The 16,478-nt window shown below is 66.3% G+C and carries 14 protein-coding genes; 10 read left to right on the forward strand and 4 right to left on the reverse strand.

The window, feature by feature from the left end:
- Position 1: 1 nt before the first annotated feature.
- Complete coding sequence (locus tag NN5_RS12915; protein WP_067734520.1) at positions 2-631, forward strand: LysE family translocator; 630 nt, start codon at positions 2-4, stop codon at positions 629-631.
- Positions 632-790: 159 nt separating this feature from the next.
- Here NN5_RS12915 and NN5_RS12920 read toward each other — a convergent pair whose 3' ends face one another.
- On the reverse strand, positions 791-1,456 hold the full coding sequence (locus NN5_RS12920; protein WP_067734521.1) for a YggS family pyridoxal phosphate-dependent enzyme: 666 nt from the start codon (positions 1,454-1,456) through the stop codon (positions 791-793).
- Between NN5_RS12920 and NN5_RS12925 the strand changes: the two genes are divergently transcribed.
- The 4 genes from NN5_RS12925 (at position 1,455) to NN5_RS12940 (ending at position 6,980) form a co-directional block, all read left to right on the forward strand.
- Positions 1,455-2,060 carry a thiamine phosphate synthase gene (locus tag NN5_RS12925; protein WP_067734522.1) on the forward strand — a complete coding sequence of 202 codons (606 nt, stop codon included), beginning with the start codon at positions 1,455-1,457 and terminating at the stop codon, positions 2,058-2,060. The two genes, NN5_RS12920 and NN5_RS12925, sit on opposite strands and share 2 nt — an antisense overlap.
- Before the next feature lie 52 nt (positions 2,061-2,112).
- The gene (locus NN5_RS12930; protein ID WP_067734523.1) at positions 2,113-4,479 is read left to right on the forward strand and encodes a DNA translocase FtsK; all 2,367 of its coding nucleotides are present in this window, start codon (positions 2,113-2,115) and stop codon (positions 4,477-4,479) included.
- Entirely contained in the window at positions 4,476-4,901 is a 426-nt protein-coding gene (locus NN5_RS12935) for a hypothetical protein (RefSeq protein WP_067734524.1), read from the forward strand. Before NN5_RS12930 ends, NN5_RS12935 begins: the two co-directional genes overlap by 4 nt.
- 309 nt (positions 4,902-5,210) lie before the next feature.
- Positions 5,211-6,980: a cation:proton antiporter domain-containing protein gene (locus NN5_RS12940; protein ID WP_067734525.1), complete on the forward strand. Its 1,770-nt coding sequence runs from the start codon at positions 5,211-5,213 to the stop codon at positions 6,978-6,980.
- Here NN5_RS12940 and NN5_RS12945 read toward each other — a convergent pair.
- Positions 6,962-7,420 carry an Lrp/AsnC family transcriptional regulator gene (locus NN5_RS12945; protein ID WP_067734526.1) on the reverse strand — a complete coding sequence of 153 codons (459 nt, stop codon included), beginning with the start codon at positions 7,418-7,420 and terminating at the stop codon, positions 6,962-6,964. The genes NN5_RS12940 and NN5_RS12945 overlap by 19 nt on opposite strands.
- A gap of 136 nt (positions 7,421-7,556) precedes the next feature.
- On the opposite strand from NN5_RS12945, the gene ald reads away from it, so the two are divergent.
- Both ald and NN5_RS26905 read left to right on the forward strand, forming a co-directional pair.
- The gene (ald, locus tag NN5_RS12950; protein WP_067734527.1) at positions 7,557-8,696 is read left to right on the forward strand and encodes an alanine dehydrogenase; all 1,140 of its coding nucleotides are present in this window, start codon (positions 7,557-7,559) and stop codon (positions 8,694-8,696) included.
- A 46-nt stretch (positions 8,697-8,742) separates the two neighbouring features.
- Positions 8,743-10,467, forward strand: a complete 1,725-nt coding sequence (locus NN5_RS26905; protein WP_067734528.1) for a sensor domain-containing diguanylate cyclase — start codon at positions 8,743-8,745, stop codon at positions 10,465-10,467.
- Here NN5_RS26905 and NN5_RS12960 read toward each other — a convergent pair.
- Both NN5_RS12960 and NN5_RS12965 read right to left on the reverse strand, forming a co-directional pair.
- Positions 10,454-10,852 carry an acyl-CoA thioesterase gene (locus NN5_RS12960; protein ID WP_067734529.1) on the reverse strand — a complete coding sequence of 133 codons (399 nt, stop codon included), beginning with the start codon at positions 10,850-10,852 and terminating at the stop codon, positions 10,454-10,456. The two genes, NN5_RS26905 and NN5_RS12960, sit on opposite strands and share 14 nt — an antisense overlap.
- A 136-nt stretch (positions 10,853-10,988) precedes the next feature.
- On the reverse strand, positions 10,989-13,079 hold the full coding sequence (locus NN5_RS12965) for a S9 family peptidase (protein ID WP_067734530.1): 2,091 nt from the start codon (positions 13,077-13,079) through the stop codon (positions 10,989-10,991).
- A 42-nt stretch (positions 13,080-13,121) separates the two neighbouring features.
- Between NN5_RS12965 and NN5_RS12970 the strand changes: the two genes are divergently transcribed.
- The 3 genes from NN5_RS12970 (at position 13,122) to NN5_RS12980 (ending at position 16,459) form a co-directional block, all read left to right on the forward strand.
- On the forward strand, positions 13,122-14,942 hold the full coding sequence (locus tag NN5_RS12970; protein ID WP_067734531.1) for an aminopeptidase P family protein: 1,821 nt from the start codon (positions 13,122-13,124) through the stop codon (positions 14,940-14,942).
- 58 nt (positions 14,943-15,000) lie between these two features.
- Entirely contained in the window at positions 15,001-15,378 is a 378-nt protein-coding gene (locus tag NN5_RS12975) for a VOC family protein (protein WP_067734532.1), read from the forward strand.
- Between the two features lie 328 nt (positions 15,379-15,706).
- Positions 15,707-16,459, forward strand: a complete 753-nt coding sequence (locus NN5_RS12980) for an EF-hand domain-containing protein (protein ID WP_245656464.1) — start codon at positions 15,707-15,709, stop codon at positions 16,457-16,459.
- Positions 16,460-16,478: the final 19 nt, after the last annotated feature.

Below are 16,478 nucleotides of genomic sequence, written 5' to 3' on the forward strand. Positions count from 1 at the left end.
CATGAGCCTGCAGACCCTGTGGATTTACGCCATCGCGGTTTTCCTGCTGAGCGCAACGCCCGGCCCGAACATGCTGCACATCCTCTCGCGCAGCGTGGAACTGGGCTTCAAGCGCAGCACCGCCGCGATGGCAGGCTGCCTGCTCGGCCTGCTGACTCTGCTCTCCGCCTCGGCCGTGGGACTGGGCGCGCTGCTCCATGCCCTGCCCGGCGTGTTCGACGGACTGCGCCTCGCCGGCGCGGCCTATCTCCTCTACCTGGCGTTCAAGGCCTGGCGCAGCCCGGTGGACGAAGAAGACGCGCAGGAAGAATGGCCGCGCCCCACCGCCTCATGGCAAACCGTGATGCGCAGCGGCTACACGATCTCGATCAGCAATCCCAAGGCGATCGTTTTCGCGGCGGCGTTCCTGCCCCAGTTCATCAACCCCGCCCAGCCGCAGGCTCCGCAATTCGCCGTCCTGCTCGCCGTTTTCACAGTGATCGAGGGCTTCTGGTACTGCGTCTATGCCCTGGGCGGCCGCGCGATTTCACGCCATCTCGGCCGCGCGGGCGTGAAGCGCGCCTTCAACCGGGTGACAGGCGGACTGTTCGCGGGCTTCGGCCTGTCGCTGCTCGCCTGGCGCGCGGCCTGATAACTGCTTCCCGGCAGCGGCCGCCCACCCCATTTTCGTCATTGCGAGCCGCCGAAGGCGGCGCGGCAATCCAGGGGCGGTTTAAACTGCTCTGGATTGCTTCGCCTTCGGCTCGCAATGACGAAACGGGAAAGTAACGCCGTTCGCTCCTGATCCCGGTCAGTCCCGCGCCCCGAACAGGGCCGACCCCACCCGCACATGCGTCGCGCCGAGCATGACGGCGGTCTCGAAATCGCCGCTCATGCCCATGCTGAGCTGATCAAGACCGTTATCGGCGGCAATCTTCGCCAGCAGCGCGAAGAACGGCGCCGCCTCGATATCGGCGGGCGGCACGCACATCAGCCCCACGACCGGAATCCCCGCCTCGCGGGCGGAGGCCAGCAGCGCGGGCACATCGGCAATCGGGCATCCGCCCTTCTGCTCTTCCGCGCCGATATTGACCTGCACGAAGCAGGGCACCTGCTTTCCGGCCTTGTCCATCGCCTTGCCCAGCGCCGAAACGAGCGAGGGCCGGTCCAGCGAATGGATGCAGTCGAACAGGGCCACCGCATCCTCGGCCTTGTTGGACTGGAGCTGGCCGACAAGGTGCAGCTTCACGTCCGGATGCGCTTCGATCAATGCGGGCCACTTGCCTTGCGCTTCCTGCACGCGGTTCTCGCCGAAGACGCGCTGGCCCTGCTCGATGAGGGGCAGGATCTGTTCCGGCGGATGCGTCTTGGAAATGGCGATGAGTTCGACGTCTTCGGCCTTACGGCCGGCAATCGTGGCGGCATGGGCAATGCGGGCGCGCACATGTTCGAGCGGGGTAAGGTCTGGCTGATCCATGGCGCGCTGCTATAGCGTGCCCGTGCCGAACCGCCAGCCGCCTCTTCCCCCGATCTGGCCAAATGTCTGGCTGGTCAGCGATGCCCGCAACGATGCCATGCTGGAACGCGTGCTGGCGCGGCTGCCGCGTGGATGCGGCCTGATCTTCCGCCACTACCACTTGCCGCCGGACCAGCGCCGCGCCCGCTTCAGGAAACTCGCCCGCGCGGCCCGGCGCCACGGGCACCGCGTGGTTCTGTCGGGCAGCGCCCGCGAGGCCAAGGCGTGGGGGGCCGGCGGGGCCTATGGCGCACCGCTGCGCCTTGCCCGCGGCCCGGCGATCCCGCGGCTGGCCACCGTCCATTCGCTGCGCGAACTGGCCGCCGCCCGCCGCGCGCGCGCCGATGCCGTGCTGATCTCACCGGTCTTCCCGACCCGCTCGCATCCCGGGGCATCCACTCTCGGCCCGCTGCGTTTCCGGCTTCTGGCGGCGCGCGCGCAAGTCCCGGCCATCGCTCTGGGCGGCATGACGCCGCGCCGGGCCCGCGCTTTCGGCTTGCAGCATTGGGCGGCAATTCAAGGACTTACCGAAACGCCCACAGGTCTGTTCCCGCTTCATTCTTGACGTGGAGTCCCGCCCGGGCGCATTATCCGTCCGCCTAATCAGGGGAATTCTTATGGCCACGCGGCCCATGGCGCCCGGCCGGCGCATTGCCAAACCGGACTGGCGCGCTGTCCTCAAGCGCTCCTTGCGCCGCGCAACCGAGCTTTCCGGCGCGGTGCTGCTCTTCGCGCTGATGGTCTATCTGGCGCTGGCGCTGGCCAGCTATCACCAGACCGACCCCTCCACCTCGACTGCGGCGGGCGGCGAGGTGCAGAACTGGATGGGCGCGATGGGCGCCTGGACTGCCGAGCGGGCGCTGTTCCTGTTCGGCCCGGTGTCCTGGCTGTTCCTGCCATTGCTCTATGTCTTCGCGCGCAAGCTGTGGCTGCTGGTCGAAGAGGACGACAGCGAGATCGAGCATTCGAACCAGCGCTGGTGGCGTCCGGTCGCGCTGCTGGCTTTCGCCATGGTGCTGATCGCGACGGTGTTCTCGCTGTGGTTCACCCAGCCCGGCGGCTCGCTGCCGGCCTCCATGGGCGGCATTTCGGGACTGCTCGGCGCCAAGGCCGTCAGCGCTCTGGCCGGCCTGACACCGCCCCCCGCGCAAGGCTGGATAACCCTGGGTCTCGCGCTGGTCTGCCTGATTGCCGGCGTCACGCTGATCGGCAAGGTCTTCGCGTTCGACTGGGGCCGCCTGCTAACGCTGCCAGGCCGGATCGGCCGCTTGCCGCGGGCCCTGCCCTCGCCCCGCGGCGCGCCCGCCGCAGCTGCCGGGGAAACCGCGCGCCCCGAGCCCGCGCCGCGCGCCGAAGCGCGTGCCCCGCTCGCCGAAAAGCCGCGCCGCGCGCCCGAGATCGTCGATCCCAAGGCCTCTCCCGCGCCCGCCCAGCTTGGCACTGGCAGCCGCCAGAAGGACCTGTTCGACCAGTACGAACTGCCCAGCCTCGACCTCCTGGCCGATCCGCCGCCCAACACCCAGCAGAAGATCGACAAGCTCAGCCTGGAACGCAACGCGCGCCTGCTGGAGACCGTGCTCGACGATTTCAACGTCAAGGGCGAGATCACGGCCGTGCGCACCGGCCCGGTCGTCACCATGTACGAGCTGGAGCCGGCGCCCGGCACCAAGGCGGTGCGCGTGATCGGCCTCGCCGACGATATCGCGCGCAACATGTCCGCGATCTCGGCGCGCGTCTCCTCGATCCCCGGCCGCACCGTCATGGGCATCGAACTGCCCAATGCCGTGCGGCAGATGGTCTCGTTCAAGGAAATGGTCGCCTCGGAAGCCTTCGCCCATCACAAGGGGATGCTGCCGATCATCCTGGGCAAGGATATCGCGGGCGAGCCGGTCGTCGCCGACCTTGCCACGATGCCACACCTGCTGGTGGCCGGTACGACCGGTTCGGGTAAGTCGGTCGGTCTCAACTGCATTCTGCTCTCGCTGCTCTACCGGCTCACCCCGGCGCAGTGCCGCCTGATCCTCGTCGACCCCAAGGTCCTCGAACTCAAGAGCTACGACGACATTCCGCACCTGCTCTCGCCAGTCGTGACCGAGCCGCCCAAGGCGGTGCGCGCATTGAAGTGGGCGGTCGAGGAGATGGAGCGCCGCTACCGCATGATGAGCGAGGTTTCCGTCCGCAACCTCGCCAGCTTCAACGAGAAGGTGCGCACTGCCGCCGCCAAGGGCAAGCCGCTCGGCCGCCGCGTGCAGATCGGCTTCGATCCCGACACGGGCGAGGAACTCTACGAGGAAAACCAGCTCGATTACGAAGTGCTGCCGCAGATCGTGCTGATCGTCGACGAGCTGGCCGACCTCATGGTCACGGTCGGCAAGGAAATCGAAGTGCTGATCCAGCGCCTTGCGCAGAAGAGCCGCGCCGCGGGCATCCACCTCATCATGGCAACGCAGCGCCCCTCGGTCGACGTCATCACCGGCGTCATCAAGGCCAACCTGCCGACGCGCGTCTCGTTCGCCGTCACCAGCCGCATCGACAGCCGCACGATCCTGGGCGAGCACGGCGCCGAGCAGCTCTTGGGCAAGGGCGACATGCTCTACAAGCCGAGTTCCGACCCGATCAAGCGCGTCCACGGCCCCTTCGTCTCCGACGAGGAAGTGGAACACGTCGCCGATTACTGGCGCACGCAGGGCACGCCGGACTACGTCACCGCCGTCACCGAGGAGCCAGAGGAAGGCAGCTTCGGTTTCGACGATCTCGACGCCACCGCCTCCGACGCGCCCGAGGAGCGCAAGTACCGGCAGGTCTGCCAGCTCGTGTTCGAGAACCAGAAGGTCTCGGTCTCCTGGCTCCAGCGCCAGATGGGCGTGGGCTACAACACCGCCGCAAAATGGGTGGAGCGCATGGAAAACGACGGCTTCGTCGGCCCCGCCAACCACGTCGGCCGCCGCGACATCTACCGCGACGAGAACGGCAACCCGCTGTGAGGCGCGCCCTGCTGCTCGCCGCGCTGGCCGCGGCTCCCGCGACGGCGGCCACGGTGGAACTCACGGTGGCCACCGGCCAATGGGTTCAGGTCTTCCCCAACGACGTGGAACGCGCAACCGGCCGCAGCGTTCGCGTCGATGCCGCCAGTGTCGCGGCAGGCGGGCTGGGCGTTCAGTTCCGCCAGGCCGCCGTGCTGCTGCGCGCGGAAGGCAGTTATCCCTATGGCACGACAATCTACGCGCTGCGCAGCGTGAACTGCGCCGCCGGACTGCAAGCCACATATCAGTGGAGCGCAGTGGGACCGAGCGGCGCCGTTCTGGGTACGCAGACCATAGCCAGCCCCACCGCGCAGCAGATCCATTGGGATACGCAGGACGGCAAAGTGCTCAAATTCGTCTGCCAGGGCATCCTTCCGCGGTAGGTGCCTTGGCCCCAACTCATCCTCCCCCATCGGGGGAGGGGAACCACCCGAAGGGTGGTGGAGGGGGCTTTGCAAATACCGATGTAGCGCCTTGTCGCGCCCCCTCCGTCAGCCACTTCGTGACTGCCACCTCCCCCGGCGGGGGAGGATCTTGTGATTTCGGCTAACACCAGCCCGCTCCCAGCCTTCCCGATCGCCTCGTCCATTCTCCCCCGCCTGAATTTGTGCACGGCAGCCACCCGCGGGGTTGGTGATCGCCGGTCCAGCGCCTAGATTGCACGCCACGCAACGGCCGCATCGGATCCCCCCATGGAACACCAGACCCAAGCCTTCCCACTGCAGGACGGATTCCTCCTGCTGGGGACAGCGCTTGTCTTCGTGCTGCTGTTCCGGCGGCTGGGGCTCGGCGCGACACTGGGCTACCTGCTCGCGGGGGCCGTGCTGGGGCCCTATGCGCTCGATCTGATCGGCGATCCGGAAAGCAAGATCGGCTTTGCCGAGCTGGGGATCACCCTGCTGCTGTTCATCGTCGGGCTCGAACTGGCGCCGCGGCGTCTGTGGCGGATGCGGCATGAGATCTTCGGTCTCGGCCTTCTGCAAGTCGCCCTGTGCGGTCTGGCCGTTTCGTGGGTCATCCATACTTTCGCCGGCTTCAGTATCGAGGCTTCGCTGGCGCTGGGCCTGCCGCTGGGCCTGTCTTCGACGGCGCAGGTCCTGCCGATGCTGCAAAGCGCCGGGCGCCTGCATACCCCGTTCGGCGAGCGCTCTTTCGCGATCCTGCTGTTCCAGGATCTCTCGATCATCCCGCTGATCACGATCATCGCCGCGATGAACCGCAATCCCAGCCTGCCCGCCGGTCCTCCCGGATGGCAGCTGGCGCTGACCACCGTGCTCGCGATCGGCGGGCTGATCGCGGCCGGGCGCTTCGTGATCCGCCCGCTGTTCCGCCTGATCGGCAATCTCGGCGAGCGCGAGATGTTCGTCTTCGCCGCGCTGTTCACCGTGATCGCCGCCGCGGCGCTGATGCAGGCGCTCGGCCTCTCGACCGCGCTGGGGGCTTTCGTCGCAGGCGTCATGCTGGCCGACAGCCCTTACCGGCACGAACTGGAAGCCGATGTCGAGCCGTTCCGCTCAATCCTGCTCGGCCTGTTCTTCATGTCGGTGGGGATGATGCTGGATCTTTCCGCCATCGCCCAGCGCCCGCTGTTCGTCGCGGCCATGGCGCTGGCGCTGATCGTGGTGAAGTCGGGCGTGATCTTCGGCCTGGGGCTGCTCTTCAAGATGAACTGGCGCAGCGCGCTGGCGCTGGGTCTGCTGCTCAGCCAGGGCGGTGAATTCGGCTTTGTGCTGTTCGCGCAGGCCGCCGACGCCTGGCTGGTGGAACCGCAGGCCGCCAGCCTGTTCGGCGCCATCGTCACCCTGTCGATGGTCGCCACACCGTTCCTGATGATGGCCACGCGCCGCATCCGGGAAATCCCCGTGGTGGCGGAAGAGCGCGAAGGCCCGCAGCAGGATGGCGCCAGCGCGATTGTCGTCGGTTACGGCCGCTTCGGTCAGACCGTCGCGCAGATCCTGATCGCCGCGCAGATCGAAGTGACGCTGATCGATACCGACATCGAGATGATCGATATCGCCAGCGGCTTCGGCGCCAAAGTCTGGTTCGGCGACGGCACCCGGATCGACCTGCTGCGGCAGGCCGGGGCGGAGGAGGCCGAACTGATCGCCTTCTGCATCGATGGCGACCAGTTGACCGAGGACTTCATCCACGCCGTCCACGCCGCCTTCCCCCAGGCCGAGCTTCACGCCCGCGTGTTCGACCGGCGCGGCCTGCTGCGCCTCAAGGATGCCCCCATGACGTCGGTCACGCGCGAAGTGATGGAATCGGCGGTCGTGCTCGCCCGCAATGCCCTGAAAAGCCTTCACGTATCGCTGGAGGATATCGACAAGGCCGAGACCATGTACCGTTCGCGCGACAAGGAACGGCTTTCGCTGCAATACGAAACCGGCGACTTGCGCGCGGCCCGCGACCGCATCCTGACCCAGCCGGTGCGCGCCGCGCGTCAGGCGGGAACCGAATAACCCTCGAACCGCTTGATCCGGCGCAGCGAGAAGCTGGTCTTCATCGAGGAAACGCCCGGCAGCCGCGCCAGGCAATCGCGATGCACCCGGTCATAGTGGTCGAGATCGGCGGCCGCCACGCGCAGCAGATAGTCCGCCGCCCCGCTCATCAGGTGGCATTCAAGGATATCGTCGAAATCGCGGACCGCCCGTTCGAACCGGTCCATCGCCTCGCGGCTCTGGCTGGTGAGCGTGATTTCGACGAACACTTCCACCGAGAGGCCCAGCCGGCGCGCATCGACGCGCGCGGCATAACCCAGGATCAGGCCCTGCTCTTCCAGCGCTTTGATCCGGCGGTGGCAGGCCGATGGCGAGAGGTGCACGAGCAAGGCCAGTTCGGCAATCGAGCGCGACGAATCCGCCTGCAACGCTTCCAGCAAGGCGCGGTCGGCCCTATCCATGAAATTTTCTCCCTGAAAATCGAATGATTTCGAAAATCATTCCGATCACAGCAGAGATCAAGCGTAAATTTGGTGAAACATTGCTGCCTAAGGGGTGTATTTTCCCTTCACAGCATCCCCGCACCGGAGACGAACCATGCGCATCGGCACTGTCAAGGAAATCAAGAACCACGAATACCGCGTCGGCCTCACGCCCGAGAGCGTGCACGAACTGGTCCGCCACGGGCACGAAGTCTGGGTCGAAAGCGGTGCGGGCCTCGGCATCGGCGCCAGCGATGCCGACTACCAGCGCTGCGGCGCCAAACTGATCGCCACCGCCGCCGAAGTGTTCGCGGGCTGCGCAATGATCGTGAAAGTGAAGGAACCGCAGGCCGTCGAGCGCGCGATGCTGCGCGAAGGGCAGATCCTCTACACGTACCTCCACCTCGCGCCCGATCCAGAGCAGACCGCCGATCTCGTCAAGTCGGGCGTCACCGCGATCGCCTATGAAACCGTCACTGGACCGGGCGGCTCGCTGCCACTGCTCAAGCCGATGAGCCAGGTGGCCGGGCGCATGTCGATCCAGGCTGGCGCCACCGCGCTGGAAAAGGCCCATGGCGGGCGCGGCGTGCTGCTGGGCGGCGTACCGGGCGTGATGCCGGGCAAGGTCGCGGTGATCGGCGGCGGCGTGGTTGGCTTCAATGCCGCGCAGATGGCCGTGGGCCTCGGCGCCGACGTGACCATCCTCGACCGCAGCCCCGATGTGCTGGAACGCCTCGGCATCCACTTCGAAGCCCGCGCCAAGACCCGCTTTTCGAGCACCGCAAACCTTGCCGAGAGCGTGGCCGAGGCCGATCTCGTGATCGGGGCCGTGCTGATCCCGGGCGCTGCCGCCCCCAAGCTCGTCACCCGCGACATGCTCGGCACGATGAAGCCCGGCGCAGTGCTGGTCGATGTCGCCATCGACCAGGGCGGCTGCTTCGAGACCAGCCATGCCACCACCCACGCCGAACCGACATTCGTGGTGGACGGCATCGTTCACTATTGCGTGGCCAACATGCCCGGCGCCGTGGCCCGCACCAGCACTTATGCGCTCAACAACGTGACGCTGCCGCACGCCCTGGCCCTTGCCGCTGCCTTTGACGGGGCGGACGGCTGGAAGGCCGCGCTGCGGGCCGATCCGCACCTTGCCGCCGGCCTCAACGTCCACGCCGGGCACGTGACTTACGAGGCCGTGGCCCGCGAGCTGGGCTATGATTTCGTGCCGGTGGAATCGGTGCTGCAACAGGCAAATTAACGAGAGTGTTAACCTCATATTGAAAGCCTTGTCCCATGGATCGGTCATGCTCCATGGGACAAGGCTCTTCCTGACCGGTCTGCTGGCTATCGCCTGCACCTTGCTGGGTGCGCCGGTGGCAGCCGCGACCTCCGGTTTTCCGGCAGGATCAGTCTGCACGGCCCTTGCCGCGGACAATGCCGCGGACAATGCCAGCACCGCCGCTCTCGCCCGGAATCCGGCCCATTGGGACTGCAGCAGGGCAAACTGGGCCATCGACGGCGCCAGAGCAAGCCTGGTGCGGATCGACATGGCCGGGCGCCCGCTCGCCGCCGGTTCCGTCCTGACGACGCGCCTGACCCGCTTCGACCGCCTGTGGCTTACTGCAATCGGCCGCGACGGCACCAGCACCACCCGCGAAATCACTTCCGGCGACCTGCGATTTTCCACCACCCACTGGAAAATGCGGATGCCGCTCCCGCGCTTACATGCGCCGGTGACGGCCTATGTCCTGAAAGTGACCGGAGCCCGGCACCCGGGCCTGCTTTCGGACGTGCAGGTCGCACCGCCGCCGGACGAAGCGCGGGTCGGCAATGAGCAGATCCTGCTCGCCATGCTGTGCGGGCTGATGCTCATGCCGCTGGTGCTGAACTTCGGGTTCTACCGGGTGCTGCGCCAGCCCTTTGCCCTGTGGCACGCGCTCGCCGTGTTCGGGATGCTGGTCCAGACTTTCGTCGCCAGCGGTCTGGTGAACCGGTTCTTCGTACTGTCGCTGTTCGAAATCTGTGCCTTGTCATCGGCAAGCCTGGCCCTGGCGAGCATCGCCGCCACGCAGTTCCTGGCATCGCTTGTCGAACCGGGCATGCTGGGCCCGTGGCAAAAGAGATTGCTGCGCGCCACCGGGCCCTGGATGGCCGTGTGGTCCATCTATTACCTCTTTGCCGGCGGCCCCCTGCTGCCGAGCGTCTCCGCCGTCTATTATGCGGCCTTCCTGCCGCTCTTCGCCATGCTCGTATGGTCCATGGCGACAGCGGCGCGGCGCGGCAGCCGCACGGTCTGGTTCCAGATCATCGGCTGGACGCCGCTGATCGGCATGGCGCTGGTGCGGATCGGATCGCTGCTGGGCATGGCCGATTCGCCCCTGAGCGTGATGACCGCGCAGCACCTCTCCCTCGGCTTCGAAGTGCTGCTCAGCACCCTGGGCGCCGCCGACCGTTTCATGACGATCAAGCACGAACGCGACCGGGCGATCACCCAGTCCCGGTTCCTCGAAAGCCTCGCCGAGCGCGATCCGCTGACCGGGCTCTTCAACCGGCGCGGGTTCGAGGAACGCTATGCCCAGCTGGCGAAGAAGGGCTTCGACACCATGGCCGTGCTCGATCTCGATCATTTCAAGCTGATCAACGACACCCGGGGCCATGCGATGGGCGATGCCGTACTGAAAGCAGTCGCGCGGGCGCTGATGCCGGACGAGGACACGGTCGCCGTGCGCTTCGGCGGCGAGGAATTCCTGCTGCTGCTGCGCGGGCCGGACGCGGCCGATCGGGCCGAGCGCCGCCGCCAGTCGATCCCGGTGCGCATCGCCGCCGAAATCTCGGGCCTCGACCGGCCCGTAACCGCCAGCATGGGCCTGATTACCGGCGCGCCGCTCATGCGTTTTGCCGATCTCTATGCCCAATGCGACGCGCTGCTCTATCAGGCCAAGTCGGAAGGCCGCAATCGCACCGCACATACCGCCATGACGGTCGAAACGGATACCGGCGCGAACAGTACCGTCGTCAATCTCCGGTAAAGCGCGCCGCCACGTCTTCGGGCACCCGCATCAGGCGGCCGCTGGCGATATCGATCATGGCCCAGGTGGTCCGGGCCGAAACGATCACTTTCCCCGCCGCATTGCGAAAATCGACCCGCCGGTCGAAGCGCGCGCCATGCGGCCCATCGGGAATGAACGTCTCGGCCGTGACACTTTCCCCTTCGCGGATATTGCCGCGGTAGTCGATCTCGTGCCGGGTCACGACCCAGGCATATTTCGCCTGCTGTTCGGGCAGCGCGTAAGCTTCCCAGTGCGCCGTCGCGATGGCCTCCATCCACTGCACCCAGACCGCGTTGTTGACGTGGCCCATCACATCGATGTCTCCGGGCCGCGCGGTGAAGGTTAGGGTGAAGCGGTTGCTCACAGGGATAACACCACCCCCCGGCCCTCTCCTCTGAAGAGGAGGGGGAGAGGAGTTCCCGCCGAGAAAGCCCCCTCCTCTTCAGCCCCAGCCTTCGCTGGGGCAGGCATCGGGGTTGGGGGTGGTGGAAGCAAGGACTTCACCCCTCCACGCCCAGTTGCCAGAGGATAAACGCGAATTCCTCCGCGGTTTCCTTCAGGCTCTCGAACCGGCCGGACTTGCCGCCGTGGCCCGCGCCCATGTTGGTCTTGAAGATCAGCTCGTTGTCATCGGTCTTCAGCTCGCGCAGCTTCGCCACCCACTTGGCCGGTTCCCAATAGGTCACGCGCGGGTCGTTAAGCCCAGCGGTGACCATCAGCGGCGGATAGGCCTGCGCCTTGATCTGGTCATAAGGGCTGTAGCTCAGGATATGCTCGAAGGCGGCCTTGTCCTCGATCGGGTTGCCCCATTCGGGCCATTCGCCCGGCGTCAGCGGCAGGGTCTCGTCGAGCATGGTGTTGAGCACGTCGACGAACGGCACATGCGCCACCACCGCGCCCCACAAGTGCGGATCGGAATTGATCACCGCGCCCATCAGTTCGCCGCCCGCCGAGCCGCCGGCGATGGCGATCTTGCCCTCGGTGGTGAAACCGCGCTCGATCAGGCCCTTCGCGCAGTCCACGAAGTCGTTGAAGGTATTGGTGCGCTGCTCCAGCTTGCCCGCCTTGTACCAGGCGCGGCCCATGTCGTCGCCGCCGCGGATATGGGCAATGGCATAAGCGAAACCGCGATCGACCAGGCTGAGACGCGCGGTCGAGAAGCCGGGATCGATCGCAATGCCGTAAGCGCCATAGCCGTAGAGATAGAGCGGCCCTGCGGCGTCCTCTCCCTTTGGGCGATCCTTGCGGTAAACGATGCTCACCGGAATCGCGGTGCCATCGCGCGCGGTGATCTCCAGCCGCTCGGTCGCATAGAGCGAGGCATCGTAGCCCGAGGGGATTTCCTGCACCTTGAGCGTTTCCATGGTGCGCGCGGCGACATCGTAATCGAGCACCGAGCTGGGCATGACCATCGATTCGTAGGACAGCCGAAGCTTTTCCATGTGCCATTCGGGATTGTTCGAAAGCCCCGCCGAAAAGCTCGCCTCGGGAAATTCGATCGGCTCGATCCGGGCGGGATCGTCGTAATAGCGCACCTCGATCCGGTCGAGCCCGCGCACGCGGCCCTCGATCACGTAGAAATCGCGGAACAGGTCGACGCCGGTCAGGTAGAATTGATCCGAACCCTCGATCAGCGTCGTCCATGCACCGGGATTGTCCAGCGGCGCGGTGGCGAGGCGGAAGTTCTCGTGAGTGTCGTTGGTGTGGATGTAGAGCACGCCCTCGCGCTCATCCACGTCGTATTCCACGCCCTTGGCGCGCGCCTTGACGAGGATCTGCTCGCCCAGCGGATCGTCCGCCAAGACCAGCCGCGCTTCGCTGGTCTCGTGGTCGCTGGCGCCGATAATCAGCCACTTCTCGTTCGAGGAAAGCGAGGAGCCGACGCGGAAGCCATCGTCATCCTCATGGTAAAGCTCGACGTCCTTCTCCAGCGGCTCGCCCAGCCAGTGGAGACGGGCATTGTCGGTGCGCCACTGCTCGTTGGCGAGCGAATAGACGAGGCCCTTGTCCTGAGCGACCCAGACGAGGCTGGAGAGCGTGCCGGGAATTTCGTCGGCCAGCAGCTCGCCGGTTTCGAGGTTCTTGATCCGCGCGGTGAAGCGCTCCGAGCCGTTGTCGTCCACTGCATAGGCCAGCAGCTTGCCATTGGCGCTGACGGAGATAGCGCCGAGGCGGAAGTAGTCCTTGCCTTCGGCCAGCGCCACTTCGTCAAGCATCAGCTCATCGGGGCCCCCAGCGACCGGTTTGCGCCACCACTTCTTGTATTCGGCGCCTTCCTCGAACTCGATCCAGTAGAGCCAGTCGCCGTCCTTCTGCGGCACCGATTTGTCCGCTTCCTTGATGCGGCCGCGCATTTCGGTGAACAGCGCGTCGATCCGCGCCTGATGCGGCTTCATCCGCGCCTCGAACCAGGCATTTTCCGCTTCGAGATGCGTCAGCACTTCCTTGTCGGTGACTTCCGGATATCCGGGATCGCGCATCCAGGCATATTCGTCCGTGACGGTCAGATCGTGACGGGTGAAGGAATGCGGCTTTTTCGCCGCCTGCGGGGGACCGGAAAGGGTCGGGGTGGAATCTGCCATGGCTCGCATCTATGTAGCATTGATGCCCCCCGCAAGCCGGATACCCCAGACATGCTGATGAATACACATGAAGCCCGCCTCGATGCCCTGCGCAAGGAACTGAAATCGCGCGGCCTTGATGGCTTCGTGATCCCGATTTCCGACGAGCACATGAGCGAATATGTCGGCGCCTATGCCCAGCGCCTCGCCTGGCTGACGGGCTTTGGCGGTTCGGCGGGCACCGTGGTGGTGCTGACCGATCCCACGCTCGAACCGTCGGCGGCGATCTTCGTCGACGGGCGCTACACCATCCAGGTGCGCGATCAGGTCGACGGGCGGCTCTATGCCTATGAAGGCACGCCGCAAAGCAGCCCCGCCAAGTGGCTCGAAGCCCGCGCGCCTGAAGGTGCCGTGATCGGCTACGACGCCTGGCTGCACGGCGCGAAATGGGCCGATACCACCGGCAAGGCGCTCGCTGCCAAAGGCGGCAAGCTGGTGGCCGTGGACAGCAACCCGATCGACGCGATCTGGGAAGATCAGCCCGCCCCCTCGCCCGCGCCTGCTCTGGTGCACCCCAGCGAACTCGCAGGCGAAACCAGCGAGGCCAAGCGCGCGATGGTCTCCGAATGGCTGGCCGGCAAGTCCCTCGACGCCACTGTCATCACCGCGCTCGATTCGATCGCCTGGCTGCTCAACATCCGCGGCACCGACGTGGAGCGCACGCCGGTCGCGCTGTCCTACGTGATCGCGAAGGCGGACGGCACGGCGGACCTGTTCATCGCCGAAGAGAAGGTCACGCCCGAACTGCGCCAGCACCTCGGCAATGCCGTGACCATCCAGCCGCGCGATGCCTTCGTGCCCGGGCTGGAAGCCCTCGCGGGCAAGCGCGTCGCGGTGGACCCGGATCACGCGGTCAGCGCCATTTTCGACGTGCTGAAGCAGGCCGGCGCCACCGTGGTCGAGGAGCACGATCCCACGGTGCTGCCCAAGGCGGTCAAGAACCCGGTCGAACAGCAGGGCCACCGCGACGCGCAGGCCCGCGACGGCGGCGCCGTCTCCCGGTTCCTGCACTGGCTCTCGGTGGAAGGCCCCAAGGGCGAAGTGACCGAAGTCTCCGCCGCCGACCGCCTCGAAATGTTCCGCAAGGCCTGCGGCGACTTGCGAGACCTCTCGTTCGACACGATCTCGGGCGCGGGGCCGAATGCGGCGATCTGCCACTACCGCGTCACCGACGAGACCAGCCTGACGCTGCAGCCCAACTCGGTCTATCTCGTGGACTCGGGCGGCCAGTATCCCGACGGCACCACCGACATCACCCGCACTGTGTGGATCGGACCGGGCGAGCCGGGCGCCGAAGTGAAGGACCGCTTCACCCGCGTGCTCAAGGGCCATATCGCACTGGCCATGGCGGTGTTCCCCAAGGGCACCACCGGCAGCCAGCTCGACGTGCTGGCGCGCTATGCCCTGTGGCAGGCCGGGGTCGATTATGCCCACGGCACCGGCCACGGCGTCGGCAGCTTCCTCTCGGTCCACGAAGGCCCGCAGCGCATTGCCAAGTCGGCCGGCGGGCAGGCAGGCTCGGATCAGGCGCTGATCCCCGGCATGTTCCTCTCGAACGAGCCAGGCTACTACAAGGCGGGCGAATTCGGCATCCGCATCGAGAACCTCATCCTCGTCGAGCCGCGCACGATCGCTGGGGCGGAAGGCGAATACTACGGCTTCGAAACGCTGACCCACGTGCCGATCGAGCGCCGTCTGGTCGATTGCAGCCTGCTCACCCGCTTCGAGGTCGAATGGTGGAACACCTATCACGCGCGCGTTCTCGAAGTGGTCGGCCCGCAGCTCGAAGGCGAAGGCAAGGCTTGGCTGGAGGCCCAGTGCACGCCCTTGTGAAGGGTTTTTTGTTCCTGTAATGTTCCAATCCTCGATGCGACTCGCAGGAGGAGAGGACATGATTGGCTACGTGACATTGGGAACCAATGACCGGGACCGCGGCGCGGCGTTCTACGACGCCGTCTGCGGTGAACTGGGCGTGGGCCGGATGATGGAAAACGAACAGTTCATTGCCTGGGGCGTGCCGGGCGGCGGGGCCGGAATCGGCCTGACAAAACCCTTCGACGGCAAGCCGGCCACAGTCGGCAACGGCGTCATGGTTGCGCTCGAAGCCAAGGACGAAGCGCAAGTGCAGCGTATCTATGACATCGCCCTCGCCCAGGGCGGCACTTGCGAAGGCCCTCCGGGACCGCGCGGCGAAGGGTTCTATGCCGGCTATTTCCGCGATCCCGACGGCAACAAGCTGAACGCCTTCTGCATTCCGGCCGCGCCATGACCGGCACGGCGCGCGGGCCACAGTGCAGCCGGCCGGCGTGTGGCACACCGCGGACATTGCGCGAGCGGCCACGGCGCTGTTCATGACGGCCGGAAAAGGCCCGCAGGGCCGTCCGCGTTGAACGGGTGTTCATCCAGTTTGCCTGCCCATGAACGGCTGCGCGCGGCTGTGACAATTGACGACAATAAACGGGCGTCCCGGCATATCTGAGCGACAAGCGCGCCCTAGAAAGGATCTCAGAGAGCCGCGGGGCGCCCTCCCCCTCCCTTCCCCAGTCCTGCGGCTCTCATCCTTTCCCTTCGGGAGTGAGATGACAATGAAGACTGCAATGAAGAAAATCACGCTCGGCCTTTCGGTTGCCGCGCTTGCGGTTGGCGGAATTGCCTATGCTCAGCAGAATGCCCCGGCAAAGCCCTTCATGGACGCCAACAAGGACGGCGTGATCACCCGCGCCGAGGCGCAGAAGGCCGCCGAGGAGATGTTCACCAGGCTCGACGTCAACAAGGACGGCAAGATCGACCAGGCAGACCGCGATGCGCAGCAGACCACGCGGCGCGCCGAGATGTTTGCGAAGCTCGACACCAACAACGATGGCATGATTTCCAAGCAGGAATTCATGGCCGCCAAGGCTCCGCAAGGCCCCGGCCCGCGCGGCCCGGGCGCACCGGATGGCGATGGCCCGCCGCCCCCGCCGCCGGGCATGGATGGCCCCGGTATGCCGGACGGTGCCGGAATGCCGGATGGCAATGGTCCGCCCCCGCCGCCTCAGGGCATGAACGGCCCCGGCAAGGGTGGTGGCCCCGGCATGGAGGGTTGCCCTCCGGGCGGTCCGGGCCGTGACGGTCCCGGCAAGCATGGCCGGAATGCCATGCGCGGCCCCGGCCATGGCATGAACCTGCTGAAGATGGCGGACACCAACAACGACGGTGCCGTGACCAAGGCCGAATTCATGGCCGCTGCCACCAAGCACTTCGACGAGATGGATGCCAACAAGGACGGCAAAGTCACCAAGGAAGAGCGCCAGGCGGCCCGGCAGACCATGCGGGCGCAATGGCAGGCGGCACAGCCCGCCAAGAAGTGACTGGACAAACCGCGGTGAA

Source organism: Novosphingobium naphthalenivorans NBRC 102051, assembly GCF_001590985.1.
Lineage (GTDB): Bacteria > Pseudomonadota > Alphaproteobacteria > Sphingomonadales > Sphingomonadaceae > Novosphingobium > Novosphingobium naphthalenivorans.